14 protein-coding genes are annotated in these 15,758 nt (G+C 49.4%); 4 read left to right on the top strand and 10 right to left on the bottom strand.

Annotated features, from left to right (window positions below):
- Nucleotides 1–19: 19 nt before the first annotated feature.
- The 3 genes from HMPREF0645_RS04360 to HMPREF0645_RS04350 are packed head-to-tail and all read right to left on the bottom strand — an operon-like array spanning nt 20 to nt 2,463.
- Complete coding sequence (locus HMPREF0645_RS04360; protein ID WP_007173669.1) at nt 20–772, bottom strand: DUF5683 domain-containing protein; 753 nt, start codon at nt 770–772, stop codon at nt 20–22.
- Entirely contained in the window at nt 773–1,669 is an 897-nt protein-coding gene (locus HMPREF0645_RS04355) for a ParB/RepB/Spo0J family partition protein (protein ID WP_007173668.1), read from the bottom strand. It lies immediately after the preceding gene.
- Nucleotides 1,670–1,692: 23 nt separating this feature from the next.
- Nucleotides 1,693–2,463, bottom strand: coding sequence for a ParA family protein (locus HMPREF0645_RS04350; RefSeq protein ID WP_044123392.1), 771 nt, complete (start codon nt 2,461–2,463; stop codon nt 1,693–1,695).
- A gap of 361 nt (nt 2,464–2,824) precedes the next feature.
- Here HMPREF0645_RS04350 and surE point away from each other — a divergent pair, with 361 nt between their 5' ends.
- The gene (gene surE, locus HMPREF0645_RS04345) at nt 2,825–3,595 is read left to right on the top strand and encodes a 5'/3'-nucleotidase SurE (protein WP_044123296.1); all 771 of its coding nucleotides are present in this window, start codon (nt 2,825–2,827) and stop codon (nt 3,593–3,595) included.
- A 49-nt stretch (nt 3,596–3,644) separates the two neighbouring features.
- Entirely contained in the window at nt 3,645–4,793 is a 1,149-nt protein-coding gene (gene lpxB / locus HMPREF0645_RS04340) for a lipid-A-disaccharide synthase (RefSeq protein WP_007173665.1), read from the top strand.
- Nucleotides 4,794–4,897: 104 nt separating this feature from the next.
- Here lpxB and HMPREF0645_RS04335 read toward each other — a convergent pair whose 3' ends face one another.
- Nucleotides 4,898–5,506 carry a porin family protein gene (locus HMPREF0645_RS04335; RefSeq protein WP_007173664.1) on the bottom strand — a complete coding sequence of 203 codons (609 nt, stop codon included), beginning with the start codon at nt 5,504–5,506 and terminating at the stop codon, nt 4,898–4,900.
- Nucleotides 5,507–6,195: 689 nt separating this feature from the next.
- Here HMPREF0645_RS04335 and rhaD point away from each other — a divergent pair.
- Together rhaD and HMPREF0645_RS04325 are read left to right on the top strand one after the other, a co-directional pair.
- A complete protein-coding gene (gene rhaD / locus HMPREF0645_RS04330; protein WP_007173661.1) occupies nt 6,196–7,008 on the top strand; it encodes a rhamnulose-1-phosphate aldolase in 813 nt (270 codons plus the stop codon).
- Between the two features lie 104 nt (nt 7,009–7,112).
- Complete coding sequence (locus tag HMPREF0645_RS04325; RefSeq protein ID WP_007173660.1) at nt 7,113–8,669, top strand: ComEC/Rec2 family competence protein; 1,557 nt, start codon at nt 7,113–7,115, stop codon at nt 8,667–8,669.
- 71 nt (nt 8,670–8,740) lie between these two features.
- On the opposite strand, the gene HMPREF0645_RS04320 is transcribed toward HMPREF0645_RS04325, so the two are convergent.
- The 6 genes from HMPREF0645_RS04320 to HMPREF0645_RS04295 all read right to left on the bottom strand — a co-directional run bounded on the left by HMPREF0645_RS04320 (nt 8,741) and on the right by HMPREF0645_RS04295 (nt 15,697).
- Nucleotides 8,741–9,856, bottom strand: a complete 1,116-nt coding sequence (locus HMPREF0645_RS04320; protein WP_007173659.1) for a mechanosensitive ion channel family protein — start codon at nt 9,854–9,856, stop codon at nt 8,741–8,743.
- A 29-nt stretch (nt 9,857–9,885) separates the two neighbouring features.
- On the bottom strand, nt 9,886–11,163 hold the full coding sequence (dacB, locus tag HMPREF0645_RS04315) for a D-alanyl-D-alanine carboxypeptidase/D-alanyl-D-alanine endopeptidase (protein WP_007173658.1): 1,278 nt from the start codon (nt 11,161–11,163) through the stop codon (nt 9,886–9,888).
- Nucleotides 11,164–11,192: 29 nt separating this feature from the next.
- Nucleotides 11,193–11,612 (bottom strand): PH domain-containing protein, encoded by a 420-nt coding sequence (locus HMPREF0645_RS04310; RefSeq protein ID WP_007173657.1) that lies wholly within the window; start codon nt 11,610–11,612, stop codon nt 11,193–11,195.
- Nucleotides 11,613–11,721: 109 nt separating this feature from the next.
- Entirely contained in the window at nt 11,722–12,402 is a 681-nt protein-coding gene (locus HMPREF0645_RS04305; protein WP_007173656.1) for a SprT-like domain-containing protein, read from the bottom strand.
- Between the two features lie 13 nt (nt 12,403–12,415).
- Complete coding sequence (locus HMPREF0645_RS04300) at nt 12,416–13,513, bottom strand: metallophosphoesterase (RefSeq protein WP_007173655.1); 1,098 nt, start codon at nt 13,511–13,513, stop codon at nt 12,416–12,418.
- A 96-nt stretch (nt 13,514–13,609) separates the two neighbouring features.
- Complete coding sequence (locus HMPREF0645_RS04295) at nt 13,610–15,697, bottom strand: glycoside hydrolase family 43 protein (protein ID WP_007173654.1); 2,088 nt, start codon at nt 15,695–15,697, stop codon at nt 13,610–13,612.
- Nucleotides 15,698–15,758: the final 61 nt, after the last annotated feature.

Here is a 15,758-nt window from a genome sequence, read left to right as displayed (position 1 = left end):
TTCTCCCGCTCTTTTCTTTTCAAAAACTGAGGCTGCACTGCAATCCGATAGCGGAGCCCTTGAACGGGTTGCGATCCAGTCCGCCATTGATAACGGCAGGCGACACATGCATACTCAAATCAGGTGAGATATCAAACTCAGAAAGCGAGGCATCTACATAAGCGTCTACAACAGACAGGGCATAGACACCGATCAGCACAAAGAAACCCAGGTCGCGCCATCGGCGGTATCGGTCTTTGCGCTTGCGGAAAATCTCCTGCCAGCGTGCCATATTCTCCTTTGTTATCTGGTTACCCAAGTGTAAAAACTGATTATAACTCTGGGTTGTCGGATCATCATCCATAATGTCAAGGTAGGCCTGGCTGTAGTCGCGATACATCATATTGTTCCACCTCATGGCATATGCACAGCCCACAAACCCGCCGTAGAAGATAGGTAGCTTCCAAAACTTGCGGTTGTAGATCTGTCCGGCACCCGGCAACACCAGTGCCAACCACATTGCCCGCTTCGGACTGGGGCGCCATGTGTTCCAATCGCGCTTCTGTTTTTTGGGCATCGTGTCGGTTGCAGTCAGAGGCAAAATATCCTTACTCCCACCCGGGAGCAAGTCTATAGCCTGTCCAGGAGCAGTGCCCACCGTATCCTGCGCCATCTGCACGACCGGAGCCCTGCCTGTCGAATCCTTCTCGTTTTGAGCTTGAGCTGTGATTGAAAACCCTATCAAGCTCACAAAGACAAGCGTCTTTGTCAATATCGTGTTAAGGGGTCTCACCTATTTTTGCTCTTTGAGTTGGTCAAAGGTGTGCATGATGCGTTCAAGTTCTTCCTCGCTACTGAAGGGAATGCTGATTTTTCCCTTACCCTTGCTGTTACAGGAGAGTTGCACCTTGGTGTCGAGAAACGACGACAACTGATCTCTCAGCATCGTGAATTCTTCCGACAACTGCGTCTTGGCCATAATCTTTTTCTTGCCCTTCTCCATGTCATCGCCATTCTTCAGGTGCTGTGCCATCTCCTCCACCTTGCGCACCGACCATCCGTTTTTCAGCGTCTCCCTAAACAGTTTCAGTTGGAGCGAAGGGCTGTCCAGTGCCAGCAGTGCACGGGCATGCCCCATGTCTATTTCCTTCTTTTGTAATGACATCTGCACCTGTGCAGGCAGCTTGAGCAACCGGAGATAGTTGGTTATGGCCGTGCGACTTTTCCCCACACGCTCCGACACTTTCTCCTGAGTCATACCCGACTGCTCGAGCAGATGCTCATAGGCCAAAGCGATTTCTATGGAGTTCAAGTCCTCGCGCTGGATGTTCTCCACGAGAGCCATCTCCATCACATTCTCATCCTTGATGGTGCGTATATAGGCAGGAATGCTTTTCAGTCCGGCCAGTTGTGAAGCACGCCACCGACGCTCTCCGGCAATAATCTGAAACTTGTTTTCAGCAATCTGCCGCAGCGTGATTGGCTGTATGATTCCGATTTCACGAATGCTGTGAGCCAGTTCCTGCAGGGCTTCCTCATTGAAAAGGCTACGGGGTTGGTCGGCATTGGGTTCTATCTGGTCGATCGGTATCTCATTGATGGTCGATGACCCCTGCGTGCGTACGGCCTCCGTAGATATAAGCGCGTCAAGACCGCGCCCCAGTGCATTGTATTTTTTCCTAACTGCCATTCTTTCTTTCTAACTTCTAATTCCTATCTCTTTTCGTTTTTCGTGATAATCTCTCTGGCCAAAGCCAAATGGTTCTTCGCACCGGTAGAGTCGGCATCGTAGAGTATCACCGGCAATCCATGGCTGGGACTCTCGGAGAGCTTCACGTTGCGCTGAATCACCGTCTTGAACACCAACTCCTGGAAGTGACGTTTCACCTCGTCGTAAATCTGATTGGCCAAGCGTAGCCGGGAGTCGTACATGGTGAGTAGGAAGCCTTCGATTTCGAGCCTCGGGTTGAGTTTACTCTTGATAATCTTGATGGTATTGAGCAACTTGCTGATGCCTTCAAGTGCAAAATATTCACATTGCACGGGAATAATCACCGAGTCGGCCGCCGTGAGCGAATTCACGGTGATCAGTCCGAGCGATGGTGAACAGTCAATAAGGATATAGTCGTACTCATCCTTCAACGGTGCAAGAATGCCCTTAATCACCTTTTCACGATTCTCGAGATTCAGCATTTCGATTTCGGCTCCCACCAAGTCGATATGACTCGGAATGATATCCAGCCCATCAATATCGGTGGTGTAGATAGCATCGCGCACATCGGCATGGTCGATGATGCACTCGTAGAGAGAGCAGTCCACCTCACTAATGTCTACGCCCAACCCGCTCGATGCATTGGCCTGCGGATCGGCATCCACAACAAGCACCGATTTTTCCAACGTGGCCAGCGATGCGGCCAAGTTAATGGTCGTGGTGGTTTTACCCACACCACCTTTCTGATTGGCCAAAGCTATAATTTTCGCCATTTTGGTTATCTGATTTTTCTTGGGTTCCATCACGGGGACAGTCCACATAAAGGCTGCCGAATAGCACCGTGAGACTCCATAAGTTTTGATTGCAAAGATAGGTATTTTATGCGAGAAAGAAGATAATTAAAGGTTTTTTCGTACTTTTGCAAGATAAATACACAACTCTTGTACAATGGGATATCATCGGAGTTAAGGAAGTTAAAAACCCACAGGCGCCACCTTGGCAATCAAGGAGCTTCGTGCACCACTCCTCCCCTAACTCCCGAGCAAGCCGATTAATTCTTTTTTATTCCCTGAATTACAAGTGGTTGATTATTTTCACATACAATGGTTTACATTGAAACAAAACAGTTTAGACATGGCATTTGACAAACCCCTGATTCTTATTTCCAATGACGACGGCTACCATTCGGCCGGCATCCGTAAACTTGCAGACACAGTCAAGCCCTTGGCCGACGTGCTCGTGGTGGCTCCGGAACATGCCCGTTCAGGATATGGGTGTGCTTTTTCGGCCACCGATTACTTGTGTCTCAAGCGCCGCCACAACATGGGTGACACCGAAGTGTGGTCGTGCAACGGCACTCCAGTGGACTGTGTAAAGATTGCACTCGATCAGCTTTGTGCCGAGCGCCGACCCGATTTAATTGTCAGCGGTATTAATCATGGTGATAATTCCTCGGTGAACAACCATTACAGTGGCACGATGGGTGTTGTCAAGGAGGGATGTATGAAGTATATCCCGTCGGTGGCCTTTTCCAGTTGCTATTATGAAGAAGACGCCAACCTTGAGCCGCTCCGCCTCTATATTCAGAACATCATACGCCGTGTGCTGGCCGACGGACTGCCCAAGGGCATCTGCCTGAACGTCAACTTCCCGGCCCGCGAGACCTTTGAAGGCGTTAAGGTGTGTCGCATGACGAAGGGGCGATGGGTCAACGAGATTGTGAAAGAGCACCATCCGCGTGGCTACGACTACTATTGGGTGGTGGGCGAATACCATAACGACGAGCCGGAAGCTACCGACTCCGATCAATGGGCACTCCATCACGGCTATGTGGCCATCACGCCCACCCATATCGACGTGACGGCGTATGAGTTTATGGACGAGTTGAAAGGCTGGAAACTGTAAACCGTTGTCCCAACTCTGCAACTAAAAAAACTATAATCTCAGCGAGCAAATGAAATATTACCTGATCGTCGGCGAAGCTTCGGGCGACCTGCACGCCAGCCGACTGATGCAATGCTTGAAGAAAGAAGATCCCCTGGCAGAATTCCGGTTCTTCGGCGGCGACCTGATGTCGGCCGTCGGGGGAACGCGCGTCAAGCACTACAAGGAATTGGCTTATATGGGTTTTCTACCCGTGTTGATGCATTTGCCCACCATTTTCCGGAATATGGCGATGTGCAAACACGATATTGTGGAATGGCACCCCGACGTGGTCATCCTGGTCGACTATCCAGGCTTCAATCTCAAAATAGCCAAGTTTCTGCACAAGAACACCCACATCCCAGCCTATTATTACATCTCTCCCAAGATATGGGCATGGAAGGAGTGGCGCATCAAATCCATCAAACGCCACATCAGCGAGATGTTTTCCATACTGCCCTTTGAGGTGCCTTTCTATGAGGAGAAACATCATTACAAAATTCACTACGTAGGCAATCCCACGGCAGAGGAAGTCACCCATTTCCTTTCTGAATACAGAGAGATGAAGGAAATGTTCTGCACCCGTCATGGAATCAATCCACAAAAACGCATCATTGCCCTGCTTGCTGGGAGCCGAAAGCAGGAAATCAAGGATAATCTTCCGGCGATGATGGCCGCTGCCCGCACCTGTTGCCAGGCGCACTCGGACTATCAGATGGTGCTGGCAGGAGCACCCTCGATAGAAGATGAATATTATCAACAATTCCTATGCAATACCGATGTGGCAAAAGTTAACAACGAGACCTACGCTTTATTGGCTCATTCCACAGCCGCTTTGGTTACGAGCGGCACGGCAACGCTCGAGACAGCACTGTTCGATGTGCCACAGGTGGTGTGCTATAAAACGCCCCTCCCACGTCTCTTCCGATGGGGATTTGACCATATACTTCAATGCGACTACATCAGCTTGGTCAATCTCGTTGCCGATCGCGAAGTCGTACCGGAACTTTTTGCCGACCGTTTCGGTGTAGCCAACATGGCCGACGAACTCGGCAAAGTCTTGCCCGGACAGCCTGCCCGCGATGTCATGCTGCGTGGTTATGACGATGTTCGCACCCGGTTGGGAGACGCTGTGGCGCCTGAAAAAGCAGCTCGCCTCATGGTTTCCCTGCTCCAGTAACACGTGCAAGCCTGTCCGCGCCCCTGCAGTCAAAACAGGCTCAAACCCATGTTAAGGTTTGAGCCTGTTTTGTTATCAAGCAGCTTGGTCAGCAACTGTTTTGATCATAGTGCAAACTTATAGCCTACGGAGATTTGGAATACGCTGTTCTTGCTGTTCGATTCTTTCACAATCTTGGTCATACCCCAATTGTAGCGAGCATCTACAACGAAGTTGCTGAACTCATAAGACACTCCGACCGGGATAGCAAGGTCAAACTTGTTGATGGTAGCGTCAATGCCGGCCTGCTTGAATGCCTTGTCCAGACTAACTTCTGCACTCACACCGTTTTGCGACACCTTAATCTTATCATTAACCATAAATCCGGGTTGTAAACCCAGTTTGACGGCAAAGCCCTTGGCCACATAGACATTGGCCAAAATAGGGATATTGATGTAGTCGAGCTTCATGGTGCCATCGACACTCCCTAAGTTTCCCTTGGCGCCCTGCATTGAATAGAGCAGTCCACCCGAAAGGCTAACCATGTCAGTGGCTTGATATTCTATCTCGGCTCCTGCAGCAAGACCGATTCTCGAGTCTGCATCGTTATCTTTTGTTATTGAGGCAACATTGAGCCCCACTTTAGGCTGAACAGTGATGCGCCCTGCTTCCTGCTGGGCATTGGTGCTAAGCGTGGTTAGCAAAACCAACGCACTTAGAATAACTTTTTTCATGCTTCTTAAATTAAAATTTTATTGCTGATTGTCCTGCTGATGGTTGCAAAGGTATGTAAAAAATCAATAATAGAATGCAGAACTTTAAAAATTTTGCTGTAAAATAAACGTAGTTGTCCCATACCTCCGGATGTGCCTGGCACTTGTATTTTTATTGACAATTGCCCCTCTATGTTTTGTTTATTTGAAAATAAAAATCCTTCGGTGTGAAATTCGTAAAATTTCAGACTTTTCGTAATTGGTTAGTAATCAGACATGTAGCTAAACATGACTCTGTGGCATCAATTTCACTCTCTGTGATTAGATATCGAATGGCCTCGCGATTAAGCCTTAGTCACAAGGCGACAACGGCTCAGTCGCGTGACCTCAATGCCCAAACCACGGTACCAAAAGATAAGAATCGCGGAATCTTTGATTTTTTTTGCTCATCCGAATCAAAACTGAACGAAAAAAGATGGCGCTTTTTTCTCTGGATGCAACAAACAGAATGATCGGGAGACCATCATTAAATTTTACAACAACAATTATCAGGAGTCAGTCCCCGTACTATATTTGGCTATCTTTGCCGTTTATCAATTCTTATGGGAAAAAAATCATTTCTTACTGAATGAAGAGGAGTTATTTCCTTAATTTTGCAGCATGCTATATGCAATGATTCTATATGTATTTAAACCTTAAATGAAATAACAATGGCAGAAAGTATATTGAATGGTCGTGAGGGTCTAAGAAAAACCGTTTACGGCGTGGCTGAAGTAGCAGGCTATCTCTGGCAGAACGGATGGGCAGAGCGCAATGGCGGAAATATCACGGTGAACGTCACGGAGTTTGTCGATGAACAGATCAAGCAACTTGCCCCCATATCCGAAGTGAAGCAAATAGGCAGCACCTTGCCTCATCTGAAAGGACAATATTTCTATTGCAAGGGCACCGGCAAGCGCATGCGCGACTTGGCTCGCTGTCCGATGGATAACGGCTCTATTATTCGCATCCTCGACGACTGTGCCAGCTATGTTATCATTGCTGACAATCCCGTGCAGCCCACATCGGAGCTGCCCTCCCATCTGGCTATCCACAACCGCCAAATTGAGAAGGGATCGGGCTACAAAGCTACCGTTCACACACACCCTATCGAACTGATTGCGATGAGTCACACCAATAAATTTCTTAAGAAAGATGTGCTGACCAAACTGCTCTGGAGCATGATTCCTGAGACCAAGGCTTTCTGTCCGCTGGGCCTGGGCATTGTGCCTTATAGTCTGCCGGGCAGCAATGTCATGGCTCAGGGTACGCTCGAACAACTCGAGGAGTATGATGTGGTGATGTGGGAGAAGCACGGCGTTTTTGCCATGGATAAGGACGTGAACGCTGCCTTCGACCAGATCGACGTACTTTCCAAGAGTGCCAAGATCTACATGGCGGCCAAAACCATGGGGTTCGAACCCGATGGGATGAGCGATGAGCAGATGGGAGAAATCACAAGGGTGTTTGGATTGCCGAAATAACAGTTCCCCGATGGGTCGCGTCGCCGGTTAAAAAACTGTTGCTTCGAGAACGGCGAATGGCTAAAAAAGTTGGCACGTGACCTAAAAATTACTATATTTGCGGTATGGAAGTGGATAAGGCGCTGAATCTTTGTCCTTTGTTGCGTATCGCGCTGATGCTTATCCTGGGCATTGTCATGGGCGACGCGATTGGCTGTCGTCTGCCCTTGTGGTTGGGACTGGCGCTGACCGCTGTCGTGGTGGTGGGCGGTCTGACCATAGGCAGGAAGTATGAGACCGTGCAGGGTGTATGCATCATGATGGGCGTGCTGCTCTTGGGCGCTACGCTTGTTTGTTGGAAAAACAAGCTACTGACTGTGTCGCTGGCGGGAACGCCGCAAAGATATCAGGCCATAGTGACAAGTGAGCCACAGGAACGGGGGAAGACCATAAGATGCGACTTGGTCGTCACGAGTTTGGACAACCAGATTTTATCCCGCCCTTTCAACGTGAAAGCCGGTATTTTGAAAGGCACGACTTCTCAAAGATGGAAGCGCCTGCACGTGGGCGATGGCATAGAGGGCTGGTCGGTTTTCGAGCCCTTGTCCTCATTTTATCCGGAAAGCAATTTCAACTATGTGCGGTGGCTGCACACACATGGTTTTGTGGCTCAAACTTTTATTTATTATCGCAACTGGAATAAGGCTGCTGTAAGCACAGCCGGGCTGTCCCGATTTGAGCGCGTCAAGATACATGCGATGAAGCTGCGGAACTCGATGTTGGAGCGATACAGGATGCTGGGGCTCAGCCAGGATCAGTATGCAGTGGTGGCGGCGATGACCTTGGGCGACAAAAGTGGTCTGACCCAGGCGTTGAAAACACAGTATTCGGTGACAGGGGCATCGCATGTGCTGGCACTCTCCGGACTTCATTTAGGCATCATCTATGCCGTTCTCATCTTGTTGTTGGGCAGGTGGAAGCGCCGGCAATGGCTGGTCCGGGCCGTTGTCTTGTTGGCGATATGGATGTATGTCGTGCTGGTGGGGCTGCCCACGAGTGCTATCCGTTCAGCCACCATGCTCACCTTATATTCTGTTTGTGTGGTGCTGGGGCGTCAGCGTGCATCGATCAATACGCTTGCCTTTGCAGCCTTGGTCATGCTTGTGGTCAATCCGCTCAGCTTGTGGGATGTGGGATTTCAGATGTCGTTCATGGCCGTATTGGGCATTCTGGTGTATTACCGCCCCATTTTCCATGCACTGACCTTGCAGAATACTGCTGTGCGATGGTTATGGGGACTCACGGTGGTGTCGCTCTCGGCACAGATTGGAACGGCACCGTTAGTGATGTATTATTTCGGGCGTTTTGCCTGTTATTCCATCCTTACCAATATCATTGTGGTTCCTGCGGCTACACTGATACTCTATGGTGCGGTACTGATGCTGCTGGCCATGCCAGTGGTGGCCGTCCAGAAGATGATAACCATGGCCATGGTGTATGTTTCCGGACTTCTCAACACATTGCTCGGTCACATAGCTCGGTTGCCGGGAGCCAGTATTGAAAACATATCCATCAACACATGGCAAGTATACCTTATTTATATGGTCATCTTATCCACAACGATTCTTGCCCGCTATGCCATGAAAATCAGGCAGCAGGAACGCTTGGATACATTTGGTTGAAATAAAAGCGATGCCCAAAAACACAATGTCCACACAGCAGAAGGCTGTATGGACAGTTGTGAGTCGGAGTTTTATTGTTCGGGGAAATGCTGATAAACTTTCAGTCCGTATTTCCCGGCAAGTGCATAGGCATATTCCATAATGCCGGCCAAAGTGTGCTCGTAGTTTACCCATTCCTTGTTTCTCAGGAAGAAATACAGCTCTATGGGCAGCCCGCTGGCGGTGGCTTCTTTCTGTCGAACCATGAAGGTCATTTGGTTGTTGATGGCAGGATTGTTTTTCAGATAGTCTTCTAAGTCTTGACGATAGCGCGACATGTTAGTTTCCTCCTGACCCTCGTCTGTGAACTTAATGCTGCGTATGTCGAAAAGAATATTGCGGGTGACACGCCTCCCGCCAGCGTCCTGCATACCTTTCCAGTTTTGGAAAGACCCGTTGACCAATGTGATAGGTGATACGGTGACGATGGTGTTGTCGAAGTTTTGCACCTTGACAGTGGTGAGGTTCATCTCGATGACGTTACCGTCGGCGTTGGTCGTGGGCACGGTTATCCAGTCGCCCACATGCAGCATGTCGGCTGAGGTGAGGCGAATGCCAGCCACCAAACCTTCGATGGTGTCTTTGAAGACCAACATCAGAATGGCCGATGTTGCGCCCAGTCCGGCCAGCAGGGTGATCGGGCTACGACCGATGATAATGGAAATGACAATGATAACAGCGATGAAAATCACAACGACTTGTAACAGTCCACAGAACGACACCATGTACTGACGCAGGTTTGTGCCGTTGCCGTTTTGCGACCGCTTCAGGCTGTTGATGATGGCAACGATGAGGTTGACCGTAGCAATGGTAGCATAGATGGCCGTCAGTCGGTTGAGGGCTTCCTGAACAACTGGGAATTGGTAAAAGACGATGGGCAACAGCTGCCACACCACGAGAGCCGGAACAATGCCGCACGCGGCCTGGAGCACGGGACGGTTAAAGAGGATGTCGTCCCACTGGGTTGCCGTGCGGCGCGTAATTTTTTCTACTACGGGAATGAGAATGCGCCGGCAGAGTTGGTAGGCTCCCCAGGCCAATAGCACCACAAGGGCTATCATCACGGTGTGGCGCACCCAGATAATGGCGCTGCCTGAAAGGCCGCACATTCGAATTAAACTCTCAATGTAAGATACGATAATTTCCATAAGGTTTTCTTTCTTTTATAATGTGAATATTACTGTGGGCTACACAGTACTGAGCATACTTTGTCTTGAAACTTGCGGCCATTCTTCGCGTGCATCACCCCCTGATTAATGATGCTGAAGCAGAGTCGGTGGCCATTGGACGCGGTGAGGTAGCCGCAAAGCGAACTGACTCCCTCCAGGGTGCCTGTCTTGGCTCGGACGTTGCCACTTGTAAACTGGGAGCGCATTCTGCGTCGCAGGGTCCCATCTTGTCCGGCAATGGGAAGTGAGGGCAAGAGATGGTTGTAGATATTCTCGTTCTCGTAGGCATAGCGCAGAAGCCGAACTTCTAATTCCACACTGACATAGTTGTATAGCGACAGTCCGGAGCCATCGGCAAAACGATAGCGCGACCCGTCGAGTCCCAATTTGTTGACAAGTTGTCGGATAACAGCCTTGGCACTTTTGGCCGAAGCCGGGTGGTTACCTGTGGAGGCGGCAAGCTGATAGAACATGGCTTCGGCATAGAGGTTGTCGCTCTCTTTCATCATGCGCATGAGGATTTGGTCAATGGTGTGGAAGCGGCGCACAATGCAACTGGCCTCGTGGGGCTTGCGCTTGTTGCCGATCGCGCCGGCGAGATAGATTCCCCCCTTGCGCAGTTCTGTATAAAATCTATCCATGAACTGATCCTTGCGCGAGATGAGTAACGGCGACAGCACGGGGTTGTCGTCGTCCCAACACCAGCCCTCGCCAAGCAGGTCGGCATCTTTCATCGATTTGTCCGCGTAGAGGTTACCGCGAATGGTGTCTATGCCCATCTTGTGCAGCCCCTCTACAAACGCTCGCATGTCGTCGGTGTTGAAACGGGGGTCGAATCCCCCAACGCAGTAGACGTCGCCTTGGAGCACACAACTGTCAACCTGTCCGGTGTAACACAGTTCTGTTTTGAACTGGTAGCTCCCACCGAGTCGGTCAAGGGCTGTGATGGCTGTGATGGCTTTCATGGTAGAGGCCGGCCGCATGAGTTGCCGCTCGTTGAACCGATAGAGGGCAGAGTCGGCATCAAGGTCCCATATCATAAGTCCAAGTTGTGAGGTTTGGAACATGTCATGGGTGAGCAGTCGGTCTATCCTGGCCTGGATATTCTGTGGCCAAGGCAGAGTGTCGTTCCGAATGATGAGCGAATCGACCCACACGGAGTCAGTTTCGAGGGTGTCATTGTCTTCTGTATATTCGTCTTCGATATTCTGTGCCTGCACGATTGTCAAGGCGAAAAGAGACCAAAGGCAGCAAAAAAGAACTTTTATCTTATGACTTGATAACATACGATGTTTCTACTAATTTTCCCGCAGGGCTATACTTCATCTGCGTTGTCGTGAGCTTCTGAGATAGATAGGGTGGCTATGCGGTTTTGTAAGTGCTTCACAAAGGATGCTTCCTGTCTGGGCTCCACTGCAACATATTGTTGGTTGGCAAGACCGAGGAGCAGAAAATGACCCATACCTAAAGCAGTCTTGACGGGTCGGCACGATTTGATGTCGGCCAGGCGGATGGTCCTTGTCTTGCTGAATCGTCCGCGATATATGGTCAATGTGTCATCGTTGAAAACGTATTCAGAATGAAGCACACGCTCGATGAACAACACATGGAGCACAATAAGAATGCATCCGGCAATGATAGCTTGCACCCAAAACAGATAGATGGCCAGCAGGGCAAGAAGAATCGCCCCGCATTTGGAGCCAAGTGTAAACCTATGATGAAATGTACGGATCATATTGACGGAACTGCGCAATGCATGCTATAAGGCAGTACAACGCTACAATGTGCAAAATTACAAATATTATTGCAAACGAGTGGCTTTTGTTATGATATTATGAAGATTTCTACTCATAATATGTACCAGGGGGCAGATCGGGTATTTCAGTAGGCGTCATGGTTCGGAGTTTCTCGTTGTAAAACTCTGAATCGACGGGGATACCGCGGAGGCTGCGCACTCTGGGTATGCTTGCAAACCACGCATCGCTGGACATATACCATGAAAAGTGGGTGATTTCGTGGATGGAGGGTATTTCCTTGTTGAGCTTGATAGCGTATCTGGGGTTGACAGAAGATAGGAACCGCTGGCCATTGTCCATCTGAAGGGCTAATACCAAGTACAGTTGGTAAGTGTTTCGAGGCTTCAGGTTGGACCTGTCCATATTTTCGATTCTCGTCATGACATGTATGTCCCACCCATCGTTATTGAACCGTTCCATCATCTTGCGGAACACCACACCATGCGGTGACGTGTCTTTGATGCCACTGTGAGCAATGGCAAGATGAATCATTTCATGGAGAAGCACACTCTGGAAGCTATGTTCCGACTGGTCGTAGTAATTGCTCATCCTGATGGTGAAGCTACGGTATGGCCTATTGTTCCACAGCGTTCCTTGTTTCCATGACAGGGATCCGAGTTGTGTGCGGGAATAGCCAACGTAGAAGCGGGGTGTGGGTAGTTTGCTATCGAAATACTGGCGATTGAATTGGGCAAACTGTTTGCGTAACCATGTCGTATCAATTTGCATGGGACTGATAGAATTATTGCTGTGTGAGGGTGGCCACGACATATTCTGATTGTGTGCCGACACGGAACTTGCCACCCCAAATTCCCATGCCGCTTGTGATGTAATATTGCGTCTTGCCCTTGGTTAGTTGTCCATAGGCCTTTTCGTAGATCAGGTCTTCCACCCAACTGATAGGCCACACCTGACCATAGTGCGTGTGTCCGCTCAATTGGAAATCAATGCCTGCCTCCTCGGCCTGCTCTAAGTTGTAGGGTTGATGGTCGAGCAAAATGGTGTAGCGAGTCATGTCGAGACCGGCAGTAAGTTCTTGCACCGATTTGCGCTGGGGGTTCATGCGATCGTCACGCCCGATAATGTTGATGCCTTGCACAGTAATGGCTTGATCCGTCAGGAGGTTGAAATGGGCATCCCTGTAGAACTTCTCGGCATTTTGCTTACCACTGAAGTATTCGTGATTTCCTAAGCAGGCATACACTGGTGCATTGAGCCTTCGAAACTCTTCGGCCATGTCTTCGTCGAACAAAGGACGGATATGGCCGTCGATAACATCGCCACCGATGAGGATAAGATCCGGCTTTTCGGCATTGATTTTATCAATCCAGGTAGTAATCTCCTTGCGGTTGTTATGATAGCCTACGTGCAGGTCAGATATCATTACAATCTTTTTGGTATCACCTATAGACTTTACGGTGTGCAATTCTATAGGCACGCGCACCTTATGCAAATAGTTGAAATATCCGTAAGTAAACACCGCGATGAGTATTCCGACCACCGTCAATATGCCTTTCCAACTACCGAACATAAAGCTATGAGGCACGAGATGCAGCAACCGCCCAATGTCCAATATCAAGAACACCAGCACGGCATACAACAAAATGAAGATGGCCGAGTTGCCTACTTCGTATGAAACGCGAGCCAGCGGCATAGGCCATTTGTCGATATTGAGTAGGGCGAAGTTGGCAAAGAACCAAAAAGTAAGGATAAGGAGAATGCCCAGCACTATACCTTTGTAAACGTTTGACAAAGGCAGAATATACCATATGCGCCAAGAAGTATATGCTAACCCAATGAGTGGCAGCACAAGAAAAATGAAAGCCCACATTTTATACATAATAGTGACAAAGGTAGTGAGAAAACAATAATATCCGTTAACGATTTAACGGATATTATTGTTTGGCTTATGAATTTACGAAGCGTTAGGAAGTGCCTATTTCACTTCTTCCCAACGGAACACAGCTCCGTTCTTCCTTGCGGGATCGGCACCCTTATAGTCCATGGAGTAGGGGCTGCCCGTAGTAGGACTTTTGCCCATATAGGTATGCTTGTCAAAGGACATCAGCATGAACTCGCGATTGAGGAAATCCTGATACATGAAGGTTTCTGCTTCGTTTTCGTTCTTTGTCATACGCACGTCTCCGGGTATTCCGAAGCCTGCTGACATAACATATCGACCATCTTCGCATTGTAGCAGTACCTTGCCCTCGCCCTTGTCGACGAACCGGAAGTGGGTGAGCACACCGTTGTTATGGGCTTGCGTGTCATGAAGCACCCCGTGCGTGGTAGCCTCGGCAGGTCGGTTGGTGGCCAGGTTGATGATTCGGAACGTCTTGTTATAAGGTATGTTTTGGCTCCGATCGGCTTGCGTCTCCTCTACGGTGAAGTCGTCAAAGAGGGCGTATCCGCCCTGCCGTCCTTTCTGATTGAAAGCAAAGAGGGCTGTACGGCTACCCTGGAAAGTGGTGAGCTGATAGCTGAGCCGCATCTCTGGACCTGCATCGGTGAAATTTTTCCCATCTGTTGAATAGGCATATCGCGCTTTGTCGTTGTCGAAGTCTCCGTTGAAGCGTAGCCATACGGTCTTGGGCATCATGCCTTTCTTGAATGTAGCCAATACGATAGTGTCGTTGGTCTCTTGTATGTAGGTCTGCAGGATGGCTTCTTTGGCATTTTTCACAATACCCACCCACGAGCAGGGAACGTTGATATTGCCCAGTCCGGCCACATCACCATCCTTTAAGTTTCTGGGATCGAGCTTCACGGTGGTAATCGATGTCGGGCCAATCACGCGTTGGGTAAGTGTGTTGCGTGCCCACATCAGTTGGTCAGCCGGCATGGTTTTTAGCCTGAGCTGTCCCTTGCTAAGGCTCCACATCGACTCCTCTGGATTGTGATTCCACTGCCAAATGCGTCCCAGCTCCTTACCGTTGAAGTTTTCGTTGCGCTCATAGGGAGCATGAGGAGTGGTCACAGCGTTGTTGGGCTTGAGCCAAGTTCGTGGTGCACGTCCTAAGTTGCCTTCCAAACCAATCATTGGCCAGCCGTCTTTCCAGGTCACGGGAAGCAAGTCCACTGTGCGGCCGATAGAGTGGAAGTCTTGCATCAGGAGGGCATACCACTTGCCATCGGGTGTTGACACAATGCCACCTTGGTGTGCATTCGATGCTGCTGTGGCGTGAATGTCAGGCTCGGGAATATGGAACGGTGTGCCATTGTCAACGATGCGACCCTTCCATTGGGTAATTGGTGCAGCATGATAACCGAACGTTTCGTCAGCCGTGATGGTAATTGTCTCATATGGACCCCATATGCTCTTCGAGCGGCTGCACAGTGTCCGGCCATTAGGACGGTAGTCGGTCGAAATGAGATAGTACCAGTCGTTGATTTTGTAGATGTGATGTCCTTCACCCACAGCGGTGCCTTCAGGAATGATGATGCGCTCTGTTTCGTATATCGGCTCGCTCAGGTCGGGCTTTAGCTCGGTACATTTTACATCGCCGTAGCCATGAATGGCATATATTTTACCATCATCATCAAATAGTACGCTGAGGTCGTAGATGTTGCCTTTCATATTGATGTGTTTCCATGGGCCACGCGCATCATCGGCAGTATACACCTGAAGGCCTTTGCCATTGATGTTAGTAAACACATAGAATTTGCCATTATGGTACCGGATAGCTGGTGCCCACACTCCCTGTCCGTAAATTTCCTTGCCATCCTTGAGAGAGAAAGCGGGCTCGGAAAAGTCGAAGCGATCGAAGCAATAGCTCCATTGCTCCCAGTTCACGAGATCTTTGGAGTGGAGGATGTTCACCCCCGGGACGCTGTGCATTGTAGTGCCCGCGAGATAATAATCGTCACCCACACGAATGATATCAGGGTCGGAGAATTCATCGTAGAATAAGGGATTCGTATAAGTGCCGTTGCCGTTGTCGGCTGTCCAAGATTTGGTTTGAGCCGAAGAGGAAAGAGGCAAAGTAACCAAGAGGGCTGAGATAATAAAATGAATGGGGTTCATAGTTTGGGTAGTTATTAGTGAAAGAGTCTCATCTATGCTTGCTTGGGCATCGATGAGACTC

The sequence above is a fragment of the Hallella bergensis DSM 17361 genome, assembly GCF_000160535.1.
In the GTDB taxonomy this organism is placed as follows: Bacteria; Bacteroidota; Bacteroidia; order Bacteroidales; family Bacteroidaceae; genus Prevotella; species Prevotella bergensis.
This window is presented reverse-complemented; position numbering and strand designations above follow the sequence as displayed.